Raw genomic sequence first — 25,411 nt, 5'->3', positions numbered from 1 at the left:
AAAGAACGTGGTTCGAAAAAGAAGGTGGGCGCCAATTGCGGAAACGTTACACAATAACAGTAAACGGAATTGTACAGGGAGTCGGCTTCCGTCCTTTTGTTTATAAATTAGCGGAACGGTACGGCCTGTCCGGTGAAGTGGCCAACACAACCCAGGGCGTGATTATTGATATTGAAGGTGAGGAAAAAGACATTGACAACTTTATAGAGCAAATAAAATACTACCCGCCACCGCTGGCCGATGTACAAAAAGTTGATAAGAGGGAGAGGGAACTGAAGGGTTGTTCTTCTTTTGTCATTAAACATAGCCAAGGAGAAGAAGAAAAACAAACCTTGATTTCGCCTGACGTGGCCATATGCGATGACTGCCTGGCGGAGTTGTTTAACCCGTCAGACCGGAGGTACCTTTATCCTTTTATCAACTGTACCAACTGCGGTCCCAGGTTCACGATTATAGAGGATGTTCCCTACGACCGGCCGAAAACAACGATGAAGTGTTTCCCCATGTGCGCACAATGCCTGGATGAATACGAAAACCCGGCTGACCGCCGTTTTCACGCTCAGCCTAATGCCTGCCCGGCGTGCGGACCCCAGGTTTTTCTTACAGATAGGCGCGGCGAAGTTCTGCCTGTGGATGACCCTATCCGAGAGACGGCTGAACTTCTTCTCCGGGGACACATTATTGCCATCAAAGGCCTCGGTGGTTACCACCTGGCCTGTGACGCCAAAAACGAACAGGCGGTCAGGGAACTGAGGTCCAGAAAGTATCGTGAGGACAAGCCTTTTGCGGTGATGTTTAAGGACGTGGACAGTGCACTTTCTTACTGCCACATTTCTGTCAGCGAAGAACGCCTGTTAAAGAGCATAAAGAGACCAATTGTACTTTTAAAGAAAAAAAAGGAATCCTATGACCTGGCTTACCAGGTGGCGCCGGAAAACGACTTTCTTGGGGTACTGCTGCCATATACACCGCTCCATTATATACTCTTTAAATATTTTACCGGCCCGCTGGTAATGACCAGCGCCAATGTAAGCGACGAACCTATTGCTTACAAGGACCGGGACGCACTGGAACGTCTGGCGGAAATTGCCGACTATTTCCTGATGCATAACCGGGAAATCCGGCACCGTTGTGACGATTCGGTGACGCGGATATTCCGGAACAGGGAATACCTGATTAGAAGGTCAAGGGGTTATGCTCCGCGGCCCATCTTATTGCAGAAACAATGCAAACAAATTCTGGCCTGCGGCGCTGAACAGAAGAACACTTTTTGTTTGACAAAAGGGTCTTATGCCTTTGTCAGTCACCATATAGGGGATCTGGAAAACCTGGAAACCCTGGAATCCTTTACGGAAGGGATAGAATTATATAAAAGACTGTTTGCTGTCGAGCCCGAAATAATTGCCTATGACCTGCACCCGGAGTACCTGTCGACAAAATACGCCTTGCAACAGGACCACCCGAAAAAGATAGGCATTCAACACCACCATGCCCATATTGCAAGCTGTATGGCCGAGCACAATTTAACAGGCCCGGTCATCGGGGTCGCCTTTGACGGGACCGGCTACGGGACCGACGGCAGGATATGGGGCGGCGAATTTCTGGTTGCAGATTTAAAGGATTTCCGCAGAGTGGCTCACCTCGACTACCTGCCCATGCCAGGCGGGGCTAAAACCATCAGGGAACCATGGCGGATGGCAGCCAGCTATCTGCTGCAATTATTTAAGCCGGCAGACCTAGAAAAAGAGAAACTATCCATGGTTAAAAAGTGCGGCATAGAGCGGGTGACCATGCTGGGGGAGTTGATTGATAAACAAATAAACTCGCCGCTGACTTCCAGTATGGGCAGGCTGTTCGATGCCGTTTCAGCCTTACTTGGTATCAGGGAGACAGTAAATTACGAAGGCCAGGGGGCCGTGGAATTGGAACAAAGGGCCCGTCTCTGGTATAATAAGGATAGCAGTTTATCATATCAGGTTCAGTTCAAATCCGACCCTGAAGGTTGGATAATTGATCAGCTAACGATCATTTTACAAGTTCTTGACGACCTGAAAAGCGGACGGGCTTTGGAGGAAATTGCCTACAGGTTTCATCTCGGCGTAGCTGAGCTGATTGTACAAACCTGTGTGAAAATAAGGGATAGGTTCAATATTTCGGACATCTGCCTGGGCGGAGGCGTATTTCAAAATCTCCTGCTCCTGGAAATGACTTTGGACCGATTGACCGGGCAGGGATTTAAAACTTATATTCACAGGCAGGTCCCCACCAATGACGGAGGAATTGCCCTAGGTCAGGCCGTAATTGCAAACGAAAGGAGTGGTAATTAAATGTGTTTAGCCGTACCAGGTCAAATAATAGCAAGGAATGATTTCACTGCGGAAGTGAAATTGGCCGGAGTCGTGCGGGAAATAAGCCTTGAGCTGGTCCCGGAAGCCCAGGTGGGAGACTATGTGCTTGTTCATGCCGGTTTTGCTATTCAGGTTATCGATGAAGAAGAGGCCAAAAAGACTTTAGAGATTTTCAAGGAGCTGCTGGAGCATGAAGTATCTTAAAGAATTTCGGGACAGTGATGTTGCCCGGGCTTTTATCCGCAAAATCAGAGACATATCAAAAAAAGACGTTAAACTTATGGAGGTTTGCGGCACGCATACGGTATCTATTTTCCGGCACGGCATCCGTGATGTGCTGCCGCCTAATATAAAGCTCATTTCGGGACCGGGCTGTCCTGTTTGCGTTACTCCAAACAGGCAAATTGACGAAGCCCTGGAACTCTGTAAAATACCCGGTTTAATTATGACCACCTTTGGGGATATGATGAAGGTTCCCGGTTCTTATTCCAGTTTAGCCAAGGAAAAGGCTAGAGGAACCGATATACGGATTGTATATTCTACCATGGATGCTGTGAAACTGGCTCAGGAAAACCCCACCAGAGAAGTGGTCTTTTTCGGCATCGGCTTTGAGACCACGTCGCCGACCATTGCCGCGGCAGTTCTGGCTGCGGAGCGTTTGGGGCTCAGGAACTTTTCTGTTGTCGGCGCCCAAAAACTAATTCCGGAGGCCATCAGGGCTTTGCTAGATTCCAACGAAATAGGCATCAACGGATTTATTTGCCCCGGCCATGTAAGTTCTATACTGGGCGTTGAACCTTACCGTTTTATTTGCGAAGAATATCATGTGCCGGCGGTAATCGTTGGTTTTGAACCTCTGGACATGCTGCAGGGGATTTACATGCTGGTCAAACAGATTGAGGTCGGAGAAGCCAAAGTGGAAATACAGTATACCCGCGGGGTTCCTGAACACGGCAATCCCCGTGCCCGCGAACTGTTGTTTAAAGTGTTCGAAATATCCGATGCCGAATGGCGGGGTATCGGACATATACCCGGTACCGGGCTGAAGTTTAGACGGGAATACGCCAAGTATGATGCGGTAGCCAAATTTAACATCAAAGTAGAAAATGCCAGAGAGCACCCTGGCTGTATCTGCGGCGAGGTCCTGCGCGGCGTAAAAGTTCCTTACGAATGTAAGCTTTTCGGAAAGGCCTGTGTGCCGGAAAATCCTGTTGGCGCCTGCATGGTTTCCACGGAGGGAACCTGCGCCGCCTATTACAAATACGGAACGAGGGAGGGCTAGAAATTGAAATATGATAAGGTGCTGCTGGCCCATGGCAGCGGCGGCAAATTATCCCATGATCTGGTGCGGGAGGTTTTTCTACCGGCCTTTGGAAATAAAGCCCTGAACCGACTTGATGACCGGGCGGAAGTATCAGTTCCGGGGACAAGGCTGGCATTCAGCACTGATTCCTTTGTGGTCAACCCCATTTTCTTTGCGGGGGGAGATATCGGCAAACTGGCCGTTTGCGGGACTGTCAACGACCTGGCCATGGGTGGCGCCCAGCCCCTTTATTTAAGCGTAGGTTTTATTATAGAAGAAGGCCTGGAAATGGACATTCTGAAAAAAATTGTGGCCTCCATGCAGGCAGCGGCCAGAGAAGCCGGCGTTGACATAGTCACCGGCGACACAAAAGTGGTGGAAAAAGGCTCTGCCGATAAGCTCTTTATTAACACGGCCGGTATTGGTATCGTGGAAGAAGGCATCCATATTTCGGGACATAACGCCAAACCGGGGGACAAGGTTATTATCAACGGGTTTATCGGCGACCACGGTATGGCCGTAATGGCGGAGCGGCAGGGTCTAAGTTTTCAGTCCAGGATTGCCAGCGATTGTGCCCCGCTGAATAAGCTGGTGGCCAAGATGCTGGAAGTAACAAAAGATATCAGGGTTCTCCGGGACCCGACAAGGGGCGGCGTGGCCACAACCCTGAACGAGATTGCCGGGCAAAGCAATGTAGGTATAGTACTGCACGAAAAAGAACTGCCCATTCGTGACGAGGTTATGGCGGCCTGTGAGTTTTTGGGGTTTGACCCCCTTTATGTGGCCAACGAAGGTAAATTGCTGGCGATTGTGCCGGCAGAAAAAGCTGAAGATATACTGGCAGTCATGCAAGGTGAAAAATACGGAGAAAATGCCGCCATTATCGGCGAAGTTGTCAGCGAGCATCCGGGCAAGGTAGTGCTAAAAACAGCCGTTGGCGGCAAGAGGATTGTTGATATGCTGGTTGGGGAGCAGTTACCGAGAATTTGCTGATCTCCGGCCCGGGGAAGGTGAATCACCATGAGGATAGCCGTCATCGACGGGCAAGGCGGCGGATTCGGGAAATATATAGTGGAACGCCTACGCAAAGAGCTTCCGGAAGAAACAGAAATAATTGCCCTGGGAACCAATGCCATGGCTACCTCGGCAATGCTAAAAGCAGGGGCTAACGAAGGCGCTTCGGGAGAAAACGCTATTGTTTGTAACGCCAACAAAGTAGATTTAATTATCGGGACCATTTCCATAATTGTAGCCAATTCTATGCTGGGCGAGCTGACTCCGCGCATGGCTGAGGCAATAGCATCGAGTCCTGCCCCCAAGCTGCTGCTGCCTGTTAACAGAGCGGGCATAGAAGTGGTCGGCGCCGAAGAAGGTCCTTTACCCCACCTGCTAGACCGGCTAATGGCCAGGTTAAAAAACCGGTGATCGGAACAACCTTCTTACTTAACCCAGTTCCCCGTCAAGTAACGTTGACCGGTGTTTAACTGGCTGAAATCAGTAGGAAGGTATGGTTGGGTGTTTTGCAGGTTTACCTTTCGTGCAGCTTAAATTTTAAGTCCGTTAGTTTTATGGAGAGGTGGGTAGGGTTCTCCGCAACCAAGGAGCTTTATGCTGCAAACCCTGGCCAGGCAGGCAGTGTTCCCGAACTCGATGGCTCAAGTTGCATTTCTCGAAAGCCAGGCCGCCTCCCGTCCAGCTACTCAACTTAACTTGAGTGCCTGACTTCCCGGCGGCCTTCGCCATCTTCAAACATGCGGGAACTCCCTGCCCGCCTGGCTGCGGTTTTGCGGGCGCAGTCGCTCCTTAACGGTAGCCCGAGAACCCCACCCACCCCTCCTCGTTGCAAGTAGGCCTTGTATGGTGAAACAACCATCGCTTTAAGGATAAAAGAAGATACCGCTATGGAGGTCAAACAATAAGTTGCGACTTGGTGAAGGGTGGGTAGACAGTGTTAACGACAGTGAGGGCTTGAAATCACTGTTTCCGGCACGGACGCCGGAAACCCGGCCGCAAGTCAGGATGACGATTCGGCCGGGTTCAGTGATTTCAACCGAACGGAGTTTACACTGTCTCCGCCCGTAACCTTGAAGCAACGGTTGCTTGGCCTCCATAGCGGTTTGAGAACCACCTGGCAAGGTTTTGCAGCACAAAATAAACTGGGGTATAGGTCACTTGAAGGAGACTAGTTCAGTTCATCGGCTTCTCTGATAATATTGATAATTGGGTCGGTACTGTTTTCAGCATGATGATACAGGATAAGTCGGACCAGCCTGCTATCCAACCCTGCCTTTTCGGCCAGGTCTGCGCCTAATTTGGCATGGTTTTTGGCCACATACATGGTATAGAGAAATTTATTAACTCCGGCTATGGTATGCGGAGGTTTCCATGTGCCGATAAATAAAAACCTGCCCAGCAAAACATAAAAAACTTTATAGAACTTGGTTATTTTGACCAAGCTTTTACCTATGTCATGCAGCAGGGCGCCTTTAACTGCATGTTGCTTTTCGGTGGCAGAAAGGTTATAAGACTGAGCCAAGCGCAGAACTGTTCTGGCTGTGTTAATACTGTGTTTAGCCGTTACAGCATCAAGCCGGTCAAAAAGGGACTTTTCCACAGGATTAAGAAAATCTGATGTAAAAGCTTCATCAGCAGGGGTAATTTCTGCCTTGCATGCTGCAACAAATTGCCTTATTCTGCGCCACATCATTTTCACATCCTCTATACAGAATGAATATAGCATTAAAGGCCATAGGCTATACAGAATGAGTATAGCATTAAAGGCCATAGGCGGCAATCATATTGTTTTTTCAAAAAAATTTTTGAAGAAGGAATTGCCTGTATTTTGTAGAATAAAAAAATAATAATAACAATTTTAACAAGGTTGCCTTCAGAAATTTTCCGGGGAATCAGGTGACAATCCTGAGCGGTCTCCGCCACTGTAACCGGGGAGGGCCCTTGCATATGCCACTTATTTTGCGCAAATAGGGAAGGCGCAAGGAACTCTGAAGATCCGGGAGCCAGGATACCCGACTGGAGGTGAACACAATACCTTCGCGAGAAAGGGATTGGGTTCGATATTGGCGGGCTTTTTGCCTGTATTAGCGGACTTAATCCTCATGCTTATTGAGGATTAATTTTTTTGGAGGAACGATATGACAAAAAATGAAGCGCAGGGAGAGATCATACTTGTAACGGGCGGTACCAGAAGCGGGAAAAGCCAGTTTGCTGAAGCCCTGGTTGCCGGATTGGGCAAACCGGTCGTTTACATAGCTACAGCGCTGGTAAAGGACCCGGAAATGGAAATGCGCGTGAAAATCCACCGTGCAAGGCGTCCGGCATCATGGCTAAATGTAGAAGAACCCTTTAACGTAGCAGATGCCGTCCGGCGCGAAGGGAAGCCTGGAAATGTGATTTTGCTTGACTGTCTGACCTTCTTATTAGTCAATCTCATGTTCCGGCAGGAACTGCCGGAACATGAGGAAGAATTTAAAGCAGAAGAGGAAAGAATGCTCCGGCAGATATCTGAAATTGTTGCCGCTGCCCGGGAGACAGGTACAACGCTGGTGGTAGTTTCCAACGAATCTGGTTTGGGATTGATACCTGCCGACAGGTTATCCCGCAAATACCAGGAAATTGTAGGCAGGGCCAACCAGATTATGGCTGGAGCGGCAGACCGGGTATATCTGGTGATTGCCGGGATACCGGTGGAAATAAAAGAAATGGGCAAAAAAATATTAAATGAGATTGGGAGAGTAGATTGATATGGCTAAATGTATTATGTTTCAGGGAACAGGTTCCCACGTTGGTAAAAGCGTGTTGGTGGCAGCTTTATGTCGGATATTTTTACAGGATGGTTACAAAGTTGCTCCCTTCAAATCACAAAACATGGCTCTTAACTCATACGTGACCAAAGACGGAGGCGAAATGGGACGGGCCCAGGTAGTCCAGGCCGAGGCTGCCGGGCTGGAGCCCAGTGTGCTCATGAACCCTGTCCTCTTGAAACCTACCGGGCAGGCCACCTCGCAGGTAATCGTTTTAGGCAAACCTGTGGGTAACATGTCGGCCCAGGAATACCACCGGTCCTACAACATGACAGCGCTGGGAGTCATTGAAGAATCCTTAAATAAACTGAAGGAGCAGTTTGACATCATTGTTATAGAGGGGGCCGGCAGCCCGGCGGAAGTCAACCTGCAGGACACAGAAATAGTCAACATGAGGATTGCCCGTATGGCCGACTGTCCTGTGTTGCTGGTAGCCGACATTGATAAAGGCGGAGCTCTGGCTTCCGTAGTCGGCACCCTGGAGCTGCTGGATCCTGATGACCGCAAAAGGGTAGCGGGAATAGTAATAAATAAGTTCAGAGGGGACGTAAAACTGTTCCAACCGGCCGTTGATTTCCTGGAAAAGAAAACAGGGATACCGGTTGTGGGAATAGTTCCCTATTTTACAGGGTTCCGTGTCCAAGAAGAAGACACAATACCGGAAGATACTCTGGAGGCCGGTTTAAAAGAATTGCCGAATAAGATAGACGTTGTGGTTATTCAGCTTCCCCATATCTCCAATTTTACCGATTTTGACCCTTTGGAGGACGAACCTGACGTGCACTTGCGTTACGTGGGCAAGGCCGATAAATTCGGTGATCCGGACCTGGTTATTATTCCCGGCAGCAAGAACACTATTCAGGACCTGGTATTTCTGGAAAAAACGGGATTAGCCCAGAAAATAATCGAGTCCAGGAAAAAAGGCAAGCCGGTCATCGGAATTTGCGGCGGTTTTCAGATCCTGGGCAAAGAACTCCATGACCCGCTACATACCGAGTCGGAAATTGAATCACTGAAGGGCCTTGGCTTGCTGAATATGGTGACAGTATTTGAACCGGATAAAATCACCACTCAAGTCCAGGCTGAAGTTTTAGGCCACGGCTGTTTCATGGAGGGTTTGACCGGTCAAATAGTAACTGGATACGAAATCCACATGGGCAGGTCTACTATAGGGGAAGGTATCCTGCCGGCTTTCCGCATATTTGAACGCTCCACACGGGAAACCAATGTGTTGGACGGAGCAGTCAGCGAAGACGGACGGGTTTTCGGCACCTATATCCACGGGATTTTTGACAACGACGCATTTCGCAGGCATGTAATAAACCTGATTAGAGAGGAAAAAGGCTGGGAACCATTGGTGGAAGATGAAGTTCTTACAGTAAAGGAACAGCGTGAGCGTGATTTTAACAAACTGGCCGATGTGGTACGGGCCAGTATGAACATAGACCTTATTTACAAGATTATGGGCCTGGAGGCTTAATTGCGATGGTACTGCAGATTTGGGTGGCCTATCTCCTGGACTTAATCTTTGGTGACCCTACTATCATCCCTCATCCGGTGGTCATTATCGGCAAAACTATAGACAAAGCGGAAGCTATTTTGCGGCGCTGGGTATCTCCGGTCTTGGGGGATAAAAGGGCAGGTTTTTTGCTTACCCTCTTTATTGTAGGAGGAACCTATGGTATAACAGAACTGGTCTTATGGGCTGCCCGTTCCCTTCATCCCTTTCTGGCAGCGCCGGTGCAGGTCTTCCTGATCTTTAGCTGCTTGTCCGTCAAGACTTTGTATAAAGTAGCCAGGCAAGTTTTTGACGAGTTGGTCAGCAAAAACATGCCCAAAGCCAGGGAGATGGTGGGCTGGCTGGTGGGCCGGGACACCCAGAACATGGACGAAGCGGAAGTAACCAGAGCCGCTGTGGAAAGTGTGGCCGAAAATTTTGTGGACGGTATTCTATCACCGCTTTTCTACGCCTTCCTGGGGGGGGCCCCCCTGGCCCTTGCGTATAAAGCGATTAACACCCTGGACTCCATGGTGGGATATAAAAACGAAAAATACATCAATTTCGGCTGGGTCTCGGCCAAGCTGGATGACCTGGCTAACTATATTCCGGCGCGCATCAGTGGCTACCTTCTGATAGCGGTAGCATTCCTGACCAGACGCAACGCCAAAAAAGCCTTTTATATCATGCACCGCGATGCCGCCAGTCACCCCAGCCCTAACGGGGGTATTCCGGAATCAGTCATCAGCGGGGCGCTGGGCATCAGGCTGGGAGGTTTTAATGTATATGGGGGAGAAAAATCCTTCCGCGCTTATATGGGCGACCCTCTTTATCCCTTGGAACCCAGAAAAATACTGGAAGCTCTGGAAATGATCATTATCGGGTCATTCCTGGCTCTGGTAATAGGTTCTGCCGTTTATTTTCTAATGGAGCAAATCATTCACACATTCGCGAAAGGAAACCTGTTATGAAAGCACCAAGAATACTCATTGCCGGAACCCATAGCGGCTCCGGCAAAACCACAATTACAACAGCCATTATGGGCCTGTTAAAGAAAAAAGGCTATAAAGTAAACCCTTTTAAAGTTGGGCCCGATTATATAGACCCCAGTTACCATGCGGTGGCAACGGGAAACCCGGGGCGGAACCTGGACTGCTGGATGCTCAGCCAAGACAAGGTCTATGAATTGTTCTGCCGCACGGCGCAGCAGGGCGGTATCAATGTAATCGAAGGGGTCATGGGGTTGTTCGACGGGGCCAGTGGTATTGACGATGCCGGAAGTTCGGCCCAGATAGCGAAACTTACCAATACCCCGGTACTCCTGGTAGTTGATGTCCGTTCGACGGCCCGGAGCGCTGCCGCAGTCGTATTGGGATTTCAAAAATTTGATCCGGCCTTAAATATTGCCGGTGTTATCCTGAACCGGGTGGGTAGCGACCGGCACCTGGGACTGGTTTCCGAAGCTATCGAAAAATACTGCCGGATCCCTATTGTTGGGGCTATCAGGAAAAACGAACTACTGGAACTTCCTTCCAGGCACCTGGGGCTAATTCCCACGGGAGAAGGGCGACAACTGCCGGAAAAAATAGATTGTCTGGTGGATATAATAGAACAGGACATTGACCTGGAAAAATTGCTTACTGTTGCCGGGTCAGCTCCTGAACTGCAACTGCCGGAGAAACCACGTCTTTTTCCCGAAATTTCGGGCAAAACAAGAGTGCGCCTCGGTATTGCCAGGGACGAAGCCTTTTCATTCTACTACCAGGACAGCCTGGATATCTTAAGCCATCTGGGCGCTGAATTGATACCTTTCAGCCCGATGCGTGATGAAAGACTGCCTGCTGACCTGCATGGCCTGTATATAGGCGGCGGTTATCCGGAAATTTACCTGGAAGAACTGGCGGACAACAAAAATATGTTAAAAGAAATCAAGGAATTCGGCCTATCCGGAAAACCTGTATATGCTGAGTGCGGCGGTTTTATGTATCTGTCGGATGGTATCACCACTGCTGAAGGGGTGCATTACCCCCTGGTGGGCTTAGTTCCCGGGATCAGCGTAATGAAACCCAAGCTGGTTAGCCTCGGGTACGTTACAGCCTATTGTGCTGCGGACAATCTCCTGGGGCCGGCAGGAACAACGTTAAAAGGGCACGAATTTCATTATTCCGAATTAGATTGTGAAAAACACATGGAAAAACCTGCCTATCGGGTAAGCCGCAACCGCTCTGGGGAACAGGTGCTATCGGGGTACGCCGATGGGAATATTTTAGCCAGTTATATTCATGTTCATTTTGCTACCAACATCGAAGCAGCGAAAAGTTTTTTGGAAAAATGCCGGCTGGCAGGAGGGAATAGTGTATGACAGATAATAATGAACTGGGTCTCGTTCAGGTTTACGCAGGTAACGGAAAAGGTAAAACTACAGCAGCGCTCGGACTTGCATTCCGCGCCGTCGGCCATGGTTATAAGGTTTGTATAATTCAGTTTTTAAAAGGGAGCAGTTATGCCGGGGAATTATCCACCTGTGCCAAACTGTTTCCCTACGTGCAAATATACCAGTTTGGCATCGGCTGCAAATATAGCGCTTTAATCCGTCAGGGTATGGAAAAATGCCGCGGCTGCGGTGAATGTTTCATAAAAAGCCGTGGACCTTCCCGCGAAGACCGGGAACTGGCCCAAAAGGCTCTGCAGTTTACTTGGGAGGTCATGCAGAAAGAGGAATGCCACCTGCTCATTCTGGACGAAATTGGGAATGCCTTAAGGTACAACCTGGTCTCCGAAGATCAGGTCCTGGAACTTATTGAAAAAAAGCCTGCTCATATGGAATTAGTGCTCACTGGCCGCGGGATTCCGGAGAAAATTATTGATGCTGCTGATTTGGTTACAGAAATGAAAGCAATCAAACACCCAATCAACAAGGGTGTTACGAGCCGCCGCGGTATAGAATACTAGAAAAATGTATCGCTCTTAGGAGGAAGACTATGAAATATATGGCCAGGGCTCCCGGTACGTGCGGTGAGCTGATTCAAGGATTGTGGAACGGAGTCAATTTCCTTGTCACATGTCCTATAAACATGTATTCAACGGCTGTTGTCGAGTTATCTCCGGACATGGATGAACTTATCCTTCCGGCAGGCCGCGAAAAAACAGCCGCCGCTGTCAGAAAATTGCTTTCCTCGGTGGAAGCAGACGGCATAGGCGGTTATGTACATATTACATCTGATTTGCCTGCAGGAAAGGGAATGGCCAGCAGTACCGCTGATATTACGGCTGCCTGTGTGGCAGTGGCCCAGGCCCTGGGCAAAAAAGTGCCTGCCGGCGAGATAGCCCGGATTGCTTTGTCGGTAGAGCCTACCGATGGGTTGATGTTTCCCGGCATAGTGGCTTTTGATCATTTACGGGGTAAAATATGCAGACCAATGGCAGGAGTCCCTGATTTGGACATTTTAATCATAGACCCGGGCGGTATAGTGGACACCAATGAATTTAATGCCCGGTTAAACCTGAAGTTTCTCAACCGCATCAACGAACGGACCGTCATGCAGGCTTTAGAACAACTGGAATGGGCTCTGGCCCAGGGCGACCTGAAAATGGTCGGTGCATGCGCCACTACCAGCGCCTATGCCAATCAAAAGATACTGGAAAAGCCGCTCCTGGCAGAACTGCATAAAGTGTGTACCGATTTCGGCGGCGTGGGCGTAAATGTGGCTCATAGCGGGACGGTTATCGGGATGCTTTTTGAACGAAGGAACAGCGTTGATTGGGAAAAACTGAAAAACACAGTTTTGTCCCTCTTTGACGTTCAGGTTATGGGACCGGTCCGGGTTATTCAAGGCGGCGCCGAAATTTGGGTCGAAAGGGAAGGAGAAGGCTTATGGCAACCCTACCACATATGCATGGAGGAAACCTGCGAGCAGCAGCAGAAAAGTATGGAATAGCCATCAGTGATTTAATCGATTTCAGCGCTAATATCAACCCTCTTGGTCCCAGCACCAAGGCCCTGGAGGCTATCCGGAACAGTTTGGACCGGGTTGCCCATTACCCGGACCCGGATTGTTTGGAATTAAGACGGGCGTTGGCAGAATATATCAGACTCCCATTAGAGAACATCATAATGGGCAACGGGGCAGTGGAACTGATATTTATATTAATGCACGTACTGAAGCCCCAGGCAGTTTTGATTCCGGCGCCCACCTTCGGCGAATATGAAGCAGCCGCCATATCGGCAGGCTGTCAAATAAAGTCTCTTCCGTTAAACAGGGAAGAGAATTTTCTTTTAAATGTGGACCAGGTGGTGAACACATTGAAAAATGTGGACGCAGTTTTTATCTGCAACCCCAATAACCCCACCGGCCAGCTTACTGGACGGGCAGAACTGGAATATATTATCAGGGAAGCCCGCAAGAAAAATGTCTGGGTTATCGTTGATGAAGCCTTTATTGATTTTCTGGCCGAAAAAACTTTATATTCCGTGATGGACCTGGTAAAGAGGTATGAAAACCTTTTTATTTTGTATTCTCTGACCAAGTTTCATGCCCTGCCGGGCCTGCGACTGGGCGCCGGTTTGGGCAATAGGTCCCTGGTCAGTAAAATGATGTCCCATAAAGACCCCTGGAATGTAAATGTTTTGGCCCAGATAGCAGGTGTTGCCTCGCTGAAGGATGAAAAATACATGCAGGATACTGTAAATATGGTGCAGAAGGAAAAACTATACCTGTATGAACAACTAAAAAAAATAGCGGGACTGCATCCTTATCCTCCATCGGCCAATTACGTCTTTGTGGATGTAAGCAAAACAGGCCGGACATCTACAGAAATTACTGAAATGATGGGCAAAAAAGGTATTCTGGTCCGGGATTGCAGCAGTTATAAGAATCTCGGTTGCGGGTATATCAGGGTAGCGGTTAGAAAAAGGGATGATAACAACATGCTGCTACAGGCCTTGCCGGAAACGGTAAATTTGTAATGTCATTCCATACTTCAGGCAGGACAGGGTGGCAGATACAGAGAATATATATTTGTCGAAACATTGCGAGGGTATGTTTATCAGGACGGGAAAGGAAATTGCTTATGGATGATATGGTAAGGATTTATCTGGTCAGGCACGGTGAGACCAATTGGAATAAATCTTTAAAATACCAGGGACATAAAGATGTGCCTTTAAACGACGAAGGAAAAAAACAAGCCGAAAAAATCGGTCTCAGGCTGGCTAAGGAAAAAATTGATGCTGTTTATTCCAGCGATTTGTCGAGGGCCCGGGAAACGGCAGCGGCTATTGCCAGGCACCATAATAAGCAGGTTATTACCTTACGGGAATTCCGGGAAACCAATTTTGGCTGTTGGGAGGGGTTGACTTACGCCGAAATAGTCGCAGCCTACGAAGAGGTGATGCTGAACTGGCGGAAAAACCCGTGGCAAACAAAAATTCCCGGCGGCGAATGTCTGGAAGAGGTGGTTAACCGGACCAACGGTATGTTCTGGCAACTGGTGGAAAAGCATGCCGGGGAGAACATTGTTATAGTGGCTCACGGTGGTACTAACCGCACCATCATTGCCGGAATTTTAGGTATGGATTTTAACGATTACTGGAAGTTAAAACAGGATAATGTATGTCTGAATATAATAGAAGTTTTCCCGGAAAAACGGGCTATTTTATGCGCTTTAAACGATACCAGCCACCTGTTTTAAAGAGTATCATTTTATCGTGGCCGGCGTAAAATGATACAGGAGGTGTTATTATGCCGTGGTTAGACTCCTCTGTCACGCGGCGCCTAAAAATTTTACTCAACATCCCCAAATCGGCGCCACTGGTCTGGCATCTGATATGGGATAAAAGGGTGGAGTGGTGGAAAAAAGCTCTTTTTGTCGGTGGCCCGTTGGTTTATTTTTTCTTGCCGGTGGACTTTATTAACGACTTTGTGCCTTTTTTTGGTCAGCTTGACGACTTAACGGTGTTGTTTCTTATGCTGGAAAGGTTCATAGCCAGTGTGCCTGATTACATAATTCGTGAATACTGGCAAAAATAAGCAAGAGGGGACAAGACATGCGCAGACAGGCTTTTTTAAAGGTTGCCCGGGGCGAAAAAGAAGCGGACATGCTTCTGAAAAACTGCCGGCTGGTCAACGTTTTTACCGGAAACATTGAAAAAACATCAATAGCCTTTTATGACGGCCTGGTTGTCGGCGCCGGTGATTATGAAGCCCGGGAAATCATAGACCTGGGCAGCCGATACGTGGCACCGGGGTTAATTGACGGCCATATACATATCGAAAGTTCTATGTTGCCACCTGCCGAATTTGCCAGGGCGGTACTTCCTTTTGGAACAACAGCAGTGGTAACCGACCCCCATGAAATTGCCAATGTCATGGGCATAGAGGGAATAAAATTTATGATTGAATCAGGCAAAAAATCCCTCATTGATATTTACGTTATGCTGCCCTCATGTGTGCCGGCCACTTACCTGGAAACCTCAGGCGCTGAGCTTACGGCTGATGAAATGAAGCCGCTTTTAAACAACACCAGAGTACTGGGTCTGGGGGAAATGATGAACTATCCGGGAGTTATTTCCGGTGATCCGGAGGTGTTAAAAAAATTACGGGCCGCTGCCGGACGTGTGATAGACGGCCATGCCCCCGGAGTTTCAGGGAAACAGTTAAACGCTTATGCCGGTATGGGCATAAGGTCTGACCATGAATGTACTACACTGGAAGAGGCCAGGGAAAAACTGGCCCGCGGGATGCATATTATGATTAGGCTGGGTTCAACCGCCAAAAACATGGAACAACTGCTGCCGCTGGTGAACAACTGGACAGCCCGTTATTGTATGTTTGTCACCGACGACCTGCCACCCAACGAAATTTTGAGCAGGGGTCATCTGAACTACCTGTTGAAAAAAGCAGTACGCAAAGGATTAGACCCGGTTACAGCCATCTCGCTGGTAACCATTAACCCTGCCCGGTATTTCGGACTGGCAGGTCATGGCGCCGTTGCGCCGGGTTATAAAGCTGACCTGGTAGTTTTTGAGGACCTGGTAGAGTTTAAGGTGGACAAAGTTTACAAAAACGGGAAGCTGGTAGCCCAGCAAGGTAAAACCATGGAACCCGTCCAAATGAGTATGACCACCTTTAATCGACTACCTGTAAATCTGGATAAACACCGGTTAAAAATAAAGGCAGCAGGAGGTATTGCTAAAGTTATAGGGGTGGTACCGGGACAGATTTTTACAGAAAAACGTATCCTGGCGGTCAAGGTTGACAACGGCGAAATTGTTCCGGATGTCAGCAGGGACATTCTGAAAATTTGTGTCGTGGAACGCCATAAAGGAACCGGCCATGTCGGGGTAGGACTGGTTCAGGGATTTGGTCTTAAAGAAGGCGCCCTGGCCGGCAGTGTTGCCCACGACAGCCACAATATCATTGTTGTAGGATGTAATGATGAGGATATTTATACAGCCATTACCAGGGTTGCTGACATGGGCGGCGGACAGGTGGTAGTGCATAACGGCCAGATCAAAGCGGAATTACCACTACCAATTGCAGGGCTTATGTCAGATTTGAGGGTGGAAGAAGTTGCCGCCAGACAGCAAAATTTAAATAGGGAAGCGGCTAACCTTGGCTGCCATTTGGATGCGCCCTTTATGACTCTTTCTTTTATGGCGCTGCCAGTAATTCCGGAACTGAAAATAACGGACAAGGGTATCGTCGATGTACGACAATTTGATATAGTTCCCCTATTCGGCAAGTAAAACCCCGACAACTCTTGACATAGTGTGTTTGGTAAACTATAAGTGCGGATTATTGTTTTTTCTCCCTATATGCTGATGCAGTTATTATAACCGGGTTATTTGGTTAAAATAACTGGTAAATAAGGCAGAAGGGAGATTTATTTACGATGGAAGAATTTATTCGCAGTAGGGTGCCATGGAGCGCAGGGCCAAGTCTCATAGAGATGACCGATGAGGTCGGGATTGATTTTGATAGTTTCATAGACGGATTGGCCCAAAACAAATCGGACATGGAAATGGCCGAGGAATTCGGGGTTACGGAAAAAACAATTTATTATCTGAGAAATCAATTTGAACGAAAGGGGCTGGGTTCAACAATTGGACAAGACTAAAAGTCTTTGTCCACATTATTGACCCAACCCCAACTTTCTATTGACTCGTCTGCCGCAGTCTTTTCTTCTTCCGGTTCTTCCGGTATATCCCGTTCAATTCCATAAATCATATTGGAGGAATAAACGGGATGTTCATAGAAGAAAAAGGAATAGTTGCAGGGAATTTCATTGTTTTCTTGCTCACCGATATTTTTCATAAAATTCGACGCTCCCATTGTTTTTTCGATAGTGTGCCCTCGATTGTTCATTAATATTTATACTTTAAAACTGTCTCCGGAGGAAAAGAATGTCACGGTTGTTTCTTTTATTTATAACTGTCCCGGTACTGGAAATACTAATTTACATCGAACTAAGCCGCATAACGGGTATCGGAGTTACCTTTGCCCTCATTTGCGGTACAGGTTTGATTGGGGCTTTCCTGGCCAAAAGGGAAGGACTGCAGGTTATCCGGGCCATTCGCAGGGAACTGGAATATGGCCAGGTACCTGGCAATCATCTATTGGACGGCCTGTTGGTCCTGGTAGGCGGTATATTGCTGATTACACCGGGCTTACTGACAGACATTACCGGATTTGTTTTTCTACTTCCTCCCACCCGCAAGATGGTCAGGGAATTTTTAAAGAAAAAAATCAGAAAATGGATTGATAACGGACAAATCCGGTTTTATATGTGGAGATAACTATTTTTGTCGAAAAAAGTTTTTTTGGCTGTAGAAGTAATTACCAATTTGTGATATAATAATCAAATATTAAATTTATAGACTAGGGGAAAGGGGAACGGCAATGAGGGAAGAAAGAATAGTAAAAGAAGGTTTAACCTTTGACGATGTCCTGTTAATTCCGGCCAAGTCGGAAGTACTGCCCAAGGATGTTGATACCTCTACATACCTGACAAAAAAAATCAAACTCAATATCCCGTTAATGAGCGCCGGGATGGATACGGTTACCGAATCCAGGCTGGCTATTGCTATTGCCAGGGAAGGCGGTATCGGTATCATTCATAAAAACATGTCCATCGACCAGCAGGCTCTGGAAGTGGACAGGGTGAAAAGGTCTGAACACGGGGTTATTACCGATCCTATCTACCTTTCACCGGAAAACTCCATCAGGGAAGCTTTAAGCCTCATGGAAAGGTATAGAATTTCCGGCGTGCCCATTACGGTTAATAATAAACTGGTAGGTATTCTCACTAACCGGGATTTACGTTTTGTGGAAAATTATGACCGGCCCATTGGTGAAGTAATGACCAGGGAAAACCTTATCACTGCTCCTGTAGGGACTACCCTGGAAGAGGCTAAAGCCATCCTGCAGAAACATAAAGTGGAAAAACTCCCTATTGTGGATGAAAACTTTAACCTTAAAGGTTTAATTACCATTAAAGATATAGAAAAAGCTCGCCGTTATCCCAATTCGGCAAAAGACCACAAAGGCAGGCTGGTCGTCGGCGCGGCTGTAGGTGTTACCAAAGATATGATGGACAGAGTCAGCGCACTGGTGGATGCCAAAGTAGATGTAATAACCGTCGATACTGCTCACGGCCATTCCCGGGGCGTACTGGATGCCGTATACATGATTAAAAAGAAATATCCTGATGTGGATGTCATTGCCGGCAACGTGGCCACGGCCGAGGCCACAGTGGACTTGATAAAGGCCGGAGCGGACTGTGTCAAGGTAGGTATTGGTCCCGGTTCTATATGTACCACCAGGGTGGTCGCCGGCATTGGTGTACCCCAGATCACCGCTATCATGGACTGCGCGGAAGAAGCTGAAAAGCACGGTATACCTATCATTGCTGACGGTGGTATTAAGTATTCGGGAGATATTGTGAAAGCCATTGCCGCCGGCGCCAATGTGGTTATGATTGGCAGTCTCTTTGCCGGAACGGAGGAAAGCCCGGGAGATATTGAAATTTACCAGGGCAGAAGCTTTAAGGTTTACCGGGGCATGGGCTCATTAGGCGCCATGAAGGCCGGCAGTAAGGACAGGTATTTCCAGGAAGACGAGAAAAAACTGGTGCCGGAAGGCATCGAAGGGCGCGTTCCCTATAAGGGGCCTCTTTCGGAAACGGTTTACCAATTGATAGGCGGTTTGCGTGCAGGAATGGGTTACTGCGGTACTTCCAACATTGAGGCTCTTCGTAAAAATACCAAATTTATGCGCATTACCACGGCCGGTCTCAAGGAAAGTCATCCCCATGACGTGCAAATTACGAAAGAAGCGCCTAACTATAGTTTGTAACTGCGCAATTAATTGGCATGTCATCCTGGTAAATGTTATAATAGTACTGAACTTCAGTTTTGGTGAGGGGGTTTTGGTTCAAATTGATCACCAGAGAAACCATCAAGAAAGTGTTGGAGGATTACCTATCCGGCCATATATCCACGGAAGAAGTTTCCCAGTGGGCTTATGAAATGATTGCTGACAATGTGGAAACAAGCGACGAATTGGTTACGGAGGTTCTATATAATCTGGTTAGTTATCATAATGTGGGGCTGATTTTTGATATGTACCGCCCGAGCAGGGAAAAATTGGAGTATCTCATGCACTGGCTGGACGGTGACCAGGATTGCGATTGGAACCTGTATACTTCGGTTTTTGATCCTTCCAAGCTTTCATAAATTTTAATAATACCCCACTAACTTTGTGTTAGTGGGTTTTTAGTGAGAACTTGCCTAAGTGAGGTAAACTTACCATGTTTAAAACAGTTAATGATGTGCTGGAACGCCTATCTGAAGTAAATTACCTTGTTGATGAAAAACTGGCCACATCGGTTTTTCTGGCCGTTCAATTAAATAAGCCGTTGCTGGTAGAAGGGCCGGCCGGCGTTGGCAAGACTGAACTGGCCAAGGCAGTTGCGTCTGCCCTGCAAACTGATTTGATCCGGTTACAATGTTATGAGGGATTGGATGAATCAAAGGCCCTTTTTGAATGGAACTACCAGAAGCAACTGCTTAGAATACAAGCGAATCACCTGACGGACAGGTCATGGGAAGATACGAAAAAGAGCATTTTTTCCGAGGAATTTTGCCTGCCACGGCCGCTGTTAAAAGCCATCCAGGCGCCGAAAACCGTCGTCCTGTTAATTGACGAGTTGGATAAGAGCGACGAGGAATTTGAAAGCTTTCTTCTGGAAGTCCTGTCTGATTATCAGGTTTCCATTCCGGAGATGGGAACGATAAAAGCCCGGTCAATACCTATTGTTGTTCTCACCAGCAATAACTACAGGGATTTCAGTGATGCCCTGAAACGCCGCTGCATACATGTTTATATCGATTACCCCTCCTTTGAAAGGGAACTGGCCATAGTCCGCCTTAAAGTGCCAGGCATTTCTCAGGACCTCGCCAAAGAAATAGTACATTTTGTCCAGGCCCTGCGCAAAATCCCTTTGAAAAAAGCTCCCAGCATCAGCGAAACCCTAGACTGGGCCAGAACCATGATCTTGATGGGCGTTAAAAATCTGGACGCCAGAACAGTGGAAAATACAATTAATTTGTTAATCAAGTACCAACAGGATGTGGAAAAGATACAGGATCGTATTTCCGGTCTCCTCGGTTAAAAAAATTTTAGCGTACAAGGATGCTGTTTGGGGAAGGTTGGCATGGAAGAGCAAATTTTATATTTTTGCAGATTGCTGCGGAAAGCTGGGATAAAGGTTTCTGTTTCCGAAGTAAATGATTGCCTGAAAGGGTTAAGGTTAACGGGCCTGAGCAAGCCGGTTTTTTATCAAACGTTAAAATCTACCCTTGTCAAGGACCATGCCTTTTCCAGGACCTTTGACAAGCTTTTTGCCATCTTTTTTGAGCGATTACTGATGCTGCCTGAAAACGAAGCCGGCGCTCATCGCGGTTATGGCGAAATTGCCCTCCAGCGCAGGGAATTAAAGGCTACCGAAAATTTTGCAGAAAACTTCTTTACCCATGCCGGAACAGGGCAGGGAGCGGGTGACAGCGGGAGTTATAAAGATGTTTTTGTCCATCTGATTAGGCTTGGCGACCATAGTCTGTACCGGGCATACATAGATAAAGGGCTTAAAAGCCTATGTGACTTGCAACAGGAAAGCATTATTGATATTGATGAGTTGGTGAGAAAGGTCAAAGTTTATCTTGAGTGGAACATGGGCATAAATCAGTTGGAGAAAGAAGCTGAGAAAGCGGGCGGAGATTTGTGGTGGGTATGGCAGGCCCGGCTGACCGAATTGGAGGAAGAACTCAGGCAGGCTCTGGAGGAAAAACTTATCGCTCGTTTTGGCGAAAAGGCGTTAACAGTTGTGTTGGAAAGGGAAAACCTGAATACATTAGATTTTTTTCTATTGAGTGAAAACCAGGTTGAGGAAATGCACAAAAAAATCTCCCGCTTGGGCCATCAGTTAGCCAGCAGGGCAAAATTCCGGAAAAAAGCTGCCAAAAAGGGAACTGTAGCTCTGCAGAGGACTATTCGCAAATCAATGTCCACCGGTGGAGTGCCGATTAAGCCCGCCTATCAGGATACAGTTCCTGCCAGGCCCGAGTTTTGGGTACTTTGTGACGTATCAGGCTCTGTCAAACGGTTCAGTGAATTTATGCTGCAGTTGATGTACTCTATCCAGAGCCGGTTTTTGCACGTACGGTCCTTTGTTTTTGTTGATACTATCGCTGAAGCTACCGCATGTTTTCAAAACAGGGAAATAAACGAAGCGATAAAGGAAATGTATAATAGCCTGAAATTTTCAAAAACGGGTTTTTCGGATTACGGACAGGTTTTCCGGGAGCTGTATGAAAATTATAGCGAACAGCTTAACAGAAAGGTGACTTTACTGATTATTGGCGACAGCCGCAACAATTACCGGCCTCATCAGTCAGAATATCTACAAAAGTTAAAAGACCGGGTGAAAACTATCATTTGGTTAAACCCTGAACGGGCAGAGGTCTGGGATTCCGAAGACAGCATTATGAAAACCTATGCTCCTTTTTGCAAAAGGGTCTTGGAATGCAGAAATCTGGAGCAGCTAAGTAGGATTGCCAGGAAAATACTGTAGCCGCTGGTAAGATACTTGGAAAACAAAATTCGACAGTAAACAGGAATCTTTTCGGTTATAGCAAGGTTTTGAATCCAATAGAATATAACAAAAATGAGTTAAACGTAACCGGCTACAGGAGATTTAACCGGCAGGAGGGAACAGGCCATGGATAAAATACGCCTGGAAACAGAGATAAAAAGGTTGCAGGATAAACTGGCATTACTTGCGGCCATAAAAAACTTCAGCTTTTCTGACCCTGAAGTTTACGCGTGTAGCTGCAGAATAGACAACCTTATAGTTGAGTATATGAAGGCTAATTGTTAAAAAAGTATTAAATCTGATTTCCCGATGGTTGTAGCTTATTGACAACAGTAGAATCATGATATATATTTGTAATTGAGAATCAATATCAATGGATTTTATTTTTTTGCATCTCCATTGAGAATAATTATCAATCACAACCTATGGGAGGCGGCTGCTATGAATCTGGATATGTGCAAAAAAGGGCAAACCATTAAAATTAAATTCATTAAAGATGCTCTGGTCAGGGCGCAAGCCATCAGGTTTGGTATCGCGGAAGGAGAAATTGTGAGGTGTGAAGAGGTAATTCCCGCCGGCCCTGTTGTAGTCAGCAAAAAGAACCAGGAAATTGCTATCGGCAGGAAATTAGCTCGGAACATCGATGTAGAACTGGTCAGCTAAAATATACGTCCAAAAACCATCGCGACAGTCGAAGGAGTGATTGCTATGCATTGTCATGATTCAGGTCTCAAAATAGAAATTCCGTCAGACGCGAAAAAAATTGTCCTGGCTGGCAATCCCAACGTGGGCAAATCGGTCTTTTTCAATGCCTTAACAGGCATGTATGTGGATGTTTCCAATTATCCGGGAACAACTTTGGAAATTTCCCACGGTAAATTCGGTAACGATGTAGTTATTGACACACCCGGAGTATACGGTATCTCATCTTTTAACGACGAAGAAAGGATTGCCCGGGATATTATTCTTAATGCCGATGTGGTTATCAACATAGTGGATGCCGTACACCTGGAACGAGATTTGTTCCTGACTCAGCAGATTATAGATACGGGTGTGCCCGTAGTAGTAGCCTTGAACATGCTGGACGAAGCTGAAAGACAGGGGCGGAAAATAGATGTTGACCTGCTCAGCGATCTGCTGGGAGTCCCTGTTATTCCCACGGTAGCCACGGAAAAGATCGGCCTGGAGGAGCTGAAAAAGAAAATATGCTGCGCCCGGCAAGGAAACATTGACCATGAGCTGCAAAAACAACTGAATACACTTGTTGACAGGGTAGGCAGCCAGGGCGAAGCTTTACTTATTCTTGAAGGAGACCCAATTATTGCAGAAAGGCATGGTATTGCGCCGGGAGATAAAAGAGAAGAGCTTTACATTAAAAGGCGTGAAAGAGTTAACGACATTGTCAGCCATGTTGTCAGTGAATCCAATAAAGGAGCATCATTTTCCACCATTTTGGGCAGATTGATGATCAGGCCCTGGACAGGCATTCCGCTCCTCATACTGGCTCTGTGGGGAATGTATGAGTTAATTGGTGTTTTTATTGCCGGGACGGTAGTTGGATTTACGGAAGAAACTGTCATGCAGGGCATGTACGAACCTTTTATCAGGGGTTTGGTTTCTAAAATTTTCAGTGAGCAGTCAGTTATAGGCACTTTATTAATTGGAGAATTCGGTGTGCTGACCATGACAGTAACATATATACTTGGCCTCCTGTTACCACTTGTGGTCGGATTTTATCTGGTTTTATCAGCTTTTGAGGATTCCGGTTACCTGCCTCGCATCGCTACTCTGACTGACCGTATATTAAGCGGCATCGGTCTAAATGGAAGGGCCGTTATACCCATTATTCTGGGTTTTGGTTGTGTTACGATGGCGACCATTACTACCCGTTTGCTGGGTTCCGACAGGGAACGCAGAATCGCCATTTTCCTGCTGGCCATGGCTATACCGTGTTCGGCCCAGTTAGCTGTAGTTGTCAGTATGCTGGCGGGCATGCCTGCAGCTTATGTAGGGGTTTACGTTGCCGCAATTCTGACTTTGCTGGTTACTGTAGGAACGATCATGAACCGTGTTTTGCCGGGAAGATCAAGCGAATTCTTAATTGATCTGCCTCCGCTGCGGGTGCCCAGGTTGAATAATGTTGTTACCAAAACAGTGACCAAATCTTATATGTTTTTGAAAGAAGCCACGCCTCTCTTTGCATTAGGCGCCTTAATTGTTGGTATCCTAAACGTGACAGGTATATTACGGGTTTTGCAAGGGCTTTTATCACCCCTTACAGTGGGATGGTTAGGCCTGCCTAAGGAAGCTGCCAATGCCTTTATCATGGGTTTTGTGCGCCGGGATTTCGGCGCTGCCGGTTTAGCAAGTTTAGACCTTTCTCCGTCCCAGACGATAGTGGCCCTAATCACCATTACAATATTTGTGCCCTGCATTGCTTCAGCTATGGTTATTTTTAAAGAACGTGGCAAAAAAGAAGCTGCCATAACCTGGATAACCATTCTGGGGATTGCCTTCTTTGTTGGCGGAATAGTCAATCAGTTGTTTAAGTTATTCAGCGGTCCCAAGGCCTTTGTTAGCGGTGGCAGTATTATCCTCGTTTTCCTGGCAGTAATGGCAATTGTGTCTGTGGCCAACAAAATAATTCCTTCAAAAACCTTAGAAACTTAGTGTAAAGGAATGTTGCCTATGCATGGAGAAAACATTAAAGTAACCTGTCCGAACTGTAAAATTCTTATTTCAGATTCAAAAACAACCAGATGTCCCCGCTGCAATACCCTGCTTATCCAGCCGGGGTGCAAGGGGAACTGTTCGCAGTGCCTGATTAAAGAAAAATGTTCTTGAGGTGGTTTGCCGATGACTCATACTATGGAAGATATAGCCAAAAAACTGGCGGAAAAAGATTACAAACTGACCCCGCAACGGAAAACCATAGTGGAGGTTTTTCGGGCCAATCCGGACCGTCATTTAAGCGCCGAGGATGTTTATGGAATCGTAAAAGCAACGGATCCGGAAATAGGTATGGCCACTATATACCGTACTTTAGACCTGCTGTATGAACTTGATGTTCTACAGCGGATGGACTTTGGCGACGGGCGTAGCAGGTATGAATTAGCGCAGAATGAAGTTCACCATCACCATCACCTTATTTGTACCAGGTGCGGCAGGGTGTTGGAATTTGAGGATGATTTGCTGGAGTCATTGGAAGAAGCCATCGCCAGGAAAAGCAACTTCAAAATAACGGACCATCACCTCAAGTTTTACGGGTACTGTGAAAAATGCCGGTAGAGCA

The 25,411-nt window shown here is 47.2% G+C and carries 29 protein-coding genes and 1 riboswitch; of the genes, 26 read left to right on the top strand and 3 right to left on the bottom strand.

Annotated elements, in window-relative coordinates; all coding sequences use genetic code 11:
* The first annotated feature begins 35 nt into the window (after window positions 1-35).
* The 5 genes from hypF to ACSNJE_RS04025 are packed head-to-tail and all read left to right on the top strand — an operon-like array spanning window position 36 to window position 5,076.
* A complete protein-coding gene (hypF, locus tag ACSNJE_RS04045; protein ID WP_495252052.1) occupies window positions 36-2,327 on the top strand; it encodes a carbamoyltransferase HypF in 2,292 nt (763 codons plus the stop codon).
* Entirely contained in the window at window positions 2,328-2,552 is a 225-nt protein-coding gene (locus ACSNJE_RS04040) for a HypC/HybG/HupF family hydrogenase formation chaperone (protein ID WP_013120179.1), read from the top strand. It abuts the gene before it with no gap.
* The gene (gene hypD, locus ACSNJE_RS04035; RefSeq protein ID WP_495252051.1) at window positions 2,539-3,630 is read left to right on the top strand and encodes a hydrogenase formation protein HypD; all 1,092 of its coding nucleotides are present in this window, start codon (window positions 2,539-2,541) and stop codon (window positions 3,628-3,630) included. The genes ACSNJE_RS04040 and hypD overlap by 14 nt, the downstream gene beginning before the upstream one ends.
* Window positions 3,631-3,633: 3 nt before the next feature.
* Complete coding sequence (gene hypE, locus ACSNJE_RS04030; RefSeq protein WP_474659992.1) at window positions 3,634-4,644, top strand: hydrogenase expression/formation protein HypE; 1,011 nt, start codon at window positions 3,634-3,636, stop codon at window positions 4,642-4,644.
* A 27-nt stretch (window positions 4,645-4,671) separates the two neighbouring features.
* On the top strand, window positions 4,672-5,076 hold the full coding sequence (locus ACSNJE_RS04025) for a DUF3842 family protein (RefSeq protein ID WP_013120182.1): 405 nt from the start codon (window positions 4,672-4,674) through the stop codon (window positions 5,074-5,076).
* A 280-nt stretch (window positions 5,077-5,356) separates the two neighbouring features.
* Here ACSNJE_RS04025 and ACSNJE_RS04020 read toward each other — a convergent pair whose 3' ends face one another.
* Complete coding sequence (locus tag ACSNJE_RS04020) at window positions 5,357-5,482, bottom strand: hypothetical protein (RefSeq protein ID WP_461569277.1); 126 nt, start codon at window positions 5,480-5,482, stop codon at window positions 5,357-5,359.
* Between the two features lie 89 nt (window positions 5,483-5,571).
* Between ACSNJE_RS04020 and ACSNJE_RS04015 the strand changes: the two genes are divergently transcribed.
* Window positions 5,572-5,733: a hypothetical protein gene (locus tag ACSNJE_RS04015; protein WP_160315506.1), complete on the top strand. Its 162-nt coding sequence runs from the start codon at window positions 5,572-5,574 to the stop codon at window positions 5,731-5,733.
* Window positions 5,734-5,833: 100 nt separating this feature from the next.
* Here ACSNJE_RS04015 and ACSNJE_RS04010 read toward each other — a convergent pair whose 3' ends face one another.
* Complete coding sequence (locus ACSNJE_RS04010) at window positions 5,834-6,355, bottom strand: HDIG domain-containing metalloprotein (RefSeq protein ID WP_041587718.1); 522 nt, start codon at window positions 6,353-6,355, stop codon at window positions 5,834-5,836.
* 167 nt (window positions 6,356-6,522) lie between these two features.
* A riboswitch (cobalamin riboswitch) is annotated at window positions 6,523-6,700 on the top strand.
* Window positions 6,701-6,803: 103 nt separating this feature from the next.
* Between ACSNJE_RS04010 and cobU the strand changes: the two genes are divergently transcribed.
* The 11 genes from cobU to ACSNJE_RS03955 all read left to right on the top strand — a co-directional run bounded on the left by cobU (window position 6,804) and on the right by ACSNJE_RS03955 (window position 17,085).
* Complete coding sequence (cobU, locus tag ACSNJE_RS04005) at window positions 6,804-7,412, top strand: bifunctional adenosylcobinamide kinase/adenosylcobinamide-phosphate guanylyltransferase (RefSeq protein WP_052216534.1); 609 nt, start codon at window positions 6,804-6,806, stop codon at window positions 7,410-7,412.
* 1 nt (window position 7,413) lies between these two features.
* Complete coding sequence (locus ACSNJE_RS04000; protein ID WP_474659987.1) at window positions 7,414-8,952, top strand: cobyric acid synthase; 1,539 nt, start codon at window positions 7,414-7,416, stop codon at window positions 8,950-8,952.
* 5 nt (window positions 8,953-8,957) lie between these two features.
* Window positions 8,958-9,941, top strand: coding sequence for an adenosylcobinamide-phosphate synthase CbiB (cbiB, locus tag ACSNJE_RS03995; RefSeq protein WP_495252050.1), 984 nt, complete (start codon window positions 8,958-8,960; stop codon window positions 9,939-9,941).
* Window positions 9,938-11,332 (top strand): cobyrinic acid a,c-diamide synthase CobB, encoded by a 1,395-nt coding sequence (locus ACSNJE_RS03990; RefSeq protein WP_495252049.1) that lies wholly within the window; start codon window positions 9,938-9,940, stop codon window positions 11,330-11,332. Before cbiB ends, ACSNJE_RS03990 begins: the two co-directional genes overlap by 4 nt.
* Window positions 11,329-11,922 carry a cob(I)yrinic acid a,c-diamide adenosyltransferase gene (locus ACSNJE_RS03985; RefSeq protein ID WP_052216537.1) on the top strand — a complete coding sequence of 198 codons (594 nt, stop codon included), beginning with the start codon at window positions 11,329-11,331 and terminating at the stop codon, window positions 11,920-11,922. Before ACSNJE_RS03990 ends, ACSNJE_RS03985 begins: the two co-directional genes overlap by 4 nt.
* Before the next feature lie 29 nt (window positions 11,923-11,951).
* The gene (locus tag ACSNJE_RS03980; RefSeq protein WP_052216538.1) at window positions 11,952-12,908 is read left to right on the top strand and encodes a GHMP family kinase ATP-binding protein; all 957 of its coding nucleotides are present in this window, start codon (window positions 11,952-11,954) and stop codon (window positions 12,906-12,908) included.
* Complete coding sequence (cobD, locus tag ACSNJE_RS03975) at window positions 12,845-13,936, top strand: threonine-phosphate decarboxylase CobD (protein WP_495252048.1); 1,092 nt, start codon at window positions 12,845-12,847, stop codon at window positions 13,934-13,936. The genes ACSNJE_RS03980 and cobD overlap by 64 nt, the downstream gene beginning before the upstream one ends.
* Window positions 13,937-14,040: 104 nt before the next feature.
* The gene (gene cobC / locus ACSNJE_RS03970; protein ID WP_013120191.1) at window positions 14,041-14,658 is read left to right on the top strand and encodes an alpha-ribazole phosphatase; all 618 of its coding nucleotides are present in this window, start codon (window positions 14,041-14,043) and stop codon (window positions 14,656-14,658) included.
* Window positions 14,659-14,708: 50 nt separating this feature from the next.
* Window positions 14,709-14,996, top strand: coding sequence for a YkvA family protein (locus ACSNJE_RS03965; protein WP_052216541.1), 288 nt, complete (start codon window positions 14,709-14,711; stop codon window positions 14,994-14,996).
* Between the two features lie 17 nt (window positions 14,997-15,013).
* Complete coding sequence (ade, locus tag ACSNJE_RS03960) at window positions 15,014-16,714, top strand: adenine deaminase (protein ID WP_495252047.1); 1,701 nt, start codon at window positions 15,014-15,016, stop codon at window positions 16,712-16,714.
* Window positions 16,715-16,860: 146 nt separating this feature from the next.
* Window positions 16,861-17,085 (top strand): helix-turn-helix domain-containing protein, encoded by a 225-nt coding sequence (locus tag ACSNJE_RS03955; RefSeq protein WP_013120194.1) that lies wholly within the window; start codon window positions 16,861-16,863, stop codon window positions 17,083-17,085.
* On the opposite strand, the gene ACSNJE_RS03950 is transcribed toward ACSNJE_RS03955, so the two are convergent.
* Window positions 17,082-17,282: a hypothetical protein gene (locus ACSNJE_RS03950; protein WP_495252046.1), complete on the bottom strand. Its 201-nt coding sequence runs from the start codon at window positions 17,280-17,282 to the stop codon at window positions 17,082-17,084. The genes ACSNJE_RS03955 and ACSNJE_RS03950 overlap by 4 nt on opposite strands.
* Window positions 17,283-17,371: 89 nt before the next feature.
* On the opposite strand from ACSNJE_RS03950, the gene ACSNJE_RS03945 reads away from it, so the two are divergent.
* From ACSNJE_RS03945 to ACSNJE_RS03905, 9 genes are all read left to right on the top strand, one after another.
* Window positions 17,372-17,764 carry an FxsA family protein gene (locus ACSNJE_RS03945; RefSeq protein WP_495252045.1) on the top strand — a complete coding sequence of 131 codons (393 nt, stop codon included), beginning with the start codon at window positions 17,372-17,374 and terminating at the stop codon, window positions 17,762-17,764.
* A 103-nt stretch (window positions 17,765-17,867) separates the two neighbouring features.
* Window positions 17,868-19,322: an IMP dehydrogenase gene (gene guaB / locus ACSNJE_RS03940; RefSeq protein ID WP_495252044.1), complete on the top strand. Its 1,455-nt coding sequence runs from the start codon at window positions 17,868-17,870 to the stop codon at window positions 19,320-19,322.
* 83 nt (window positions 19,323-19,405) lie between these two features.
* On the top strand, window positions 19,406-19,702 hold the full coding sequence (locus ACSNJE_RS03935; RefSeq protein WP_474773199.1) for a hypothetical protein: 297 nt from the start codon (window positions 19,406-19,408) through the stop codon (window positions 19,700-19,702).
* 74 nt (window positions 19,703-19,776) lie between these two features.
* Window positions 19,777-20,640, top strand: a complete 864-nt coding sequence (locus tag ACSNJE_RS03930; RefSeq protein WP_495252043.1) for an AAA family ATPase — start codon at window positions 19,777-19,779, stop codon at window positions 20,638-20,640.
* 42 nt (window positions 20,641-20,682) lie between these two features.
* The gene (locus tag ACSNJE_RS03925) at window positions 20,683-22,098 is read left to right on the top strand and encodes a VWA domain-containing protein (protein WP_495252042.1); all 1,416 of its coding nucleotides are present in this window, start codon (window positions 20,683-20,685) and stop codon (window positions 22,096-22,098) included.
* 147 nt (window positions 22,099-22,245) lie between these two features.
* A complete protein-coding gene (locus tag ACSNJE_RS03920; protein WP_013120201.1) occupies window positions 22,246-22,404 on the top strand; it encodes an aspartyl-phosphate phosphatase Spo0E family protein in 159 nt (52 codons plus the stop codon).
* A gap of 156 nt (window positions 22,405-22,560) precedes the next feature.
* Window positions 22,561-22,782 (top strand): FeoA family protein, encoded by a 222-nt coding sequence (locus ACSNJE_RS03915; protein ID WP_013120202.1) that lies wholly within the window; start codon window positions 22,561-22,563, stop codon window positions 22,780-22,782.
* A gap of 45 nt (window positions 22,783-22,827) precedes the next feature.
* Window positions 22,828-24,789 (top strand): ferrous iron transport protein B, encoded by a 1,962-nt coding sequence (gene feoB / locus ACSNJE_RS03910; protein WP_474773197.1) that lies wholly within the window; start codon window positions 22,828-22,830, stop codon window positions 24,787-24,789.
* Between the two features lie 186 nt (window positions 24,790-24,975).
* Window positions 24,976-25,407: a Fur family transcriptional regulator gene (locus tag ACSNJE_RS03905; RefSeq protein ID WP_013120204.1), complete on the top strand. Its 432-nt coding sequence runs from the start codon at window positions 24,976-24,978 to the stop codon at window positions 25,405-25,407.
* Window positions 25,408-25,411 lie beyond the last annotated feature (4 nt).

The sequence above is a fragment of the Thermincola sp. GK-1 genome (assembly GCF_059412445.1).
This window is presented reverse-complemented; position numbering and strand designations above follow the sequence as displayed.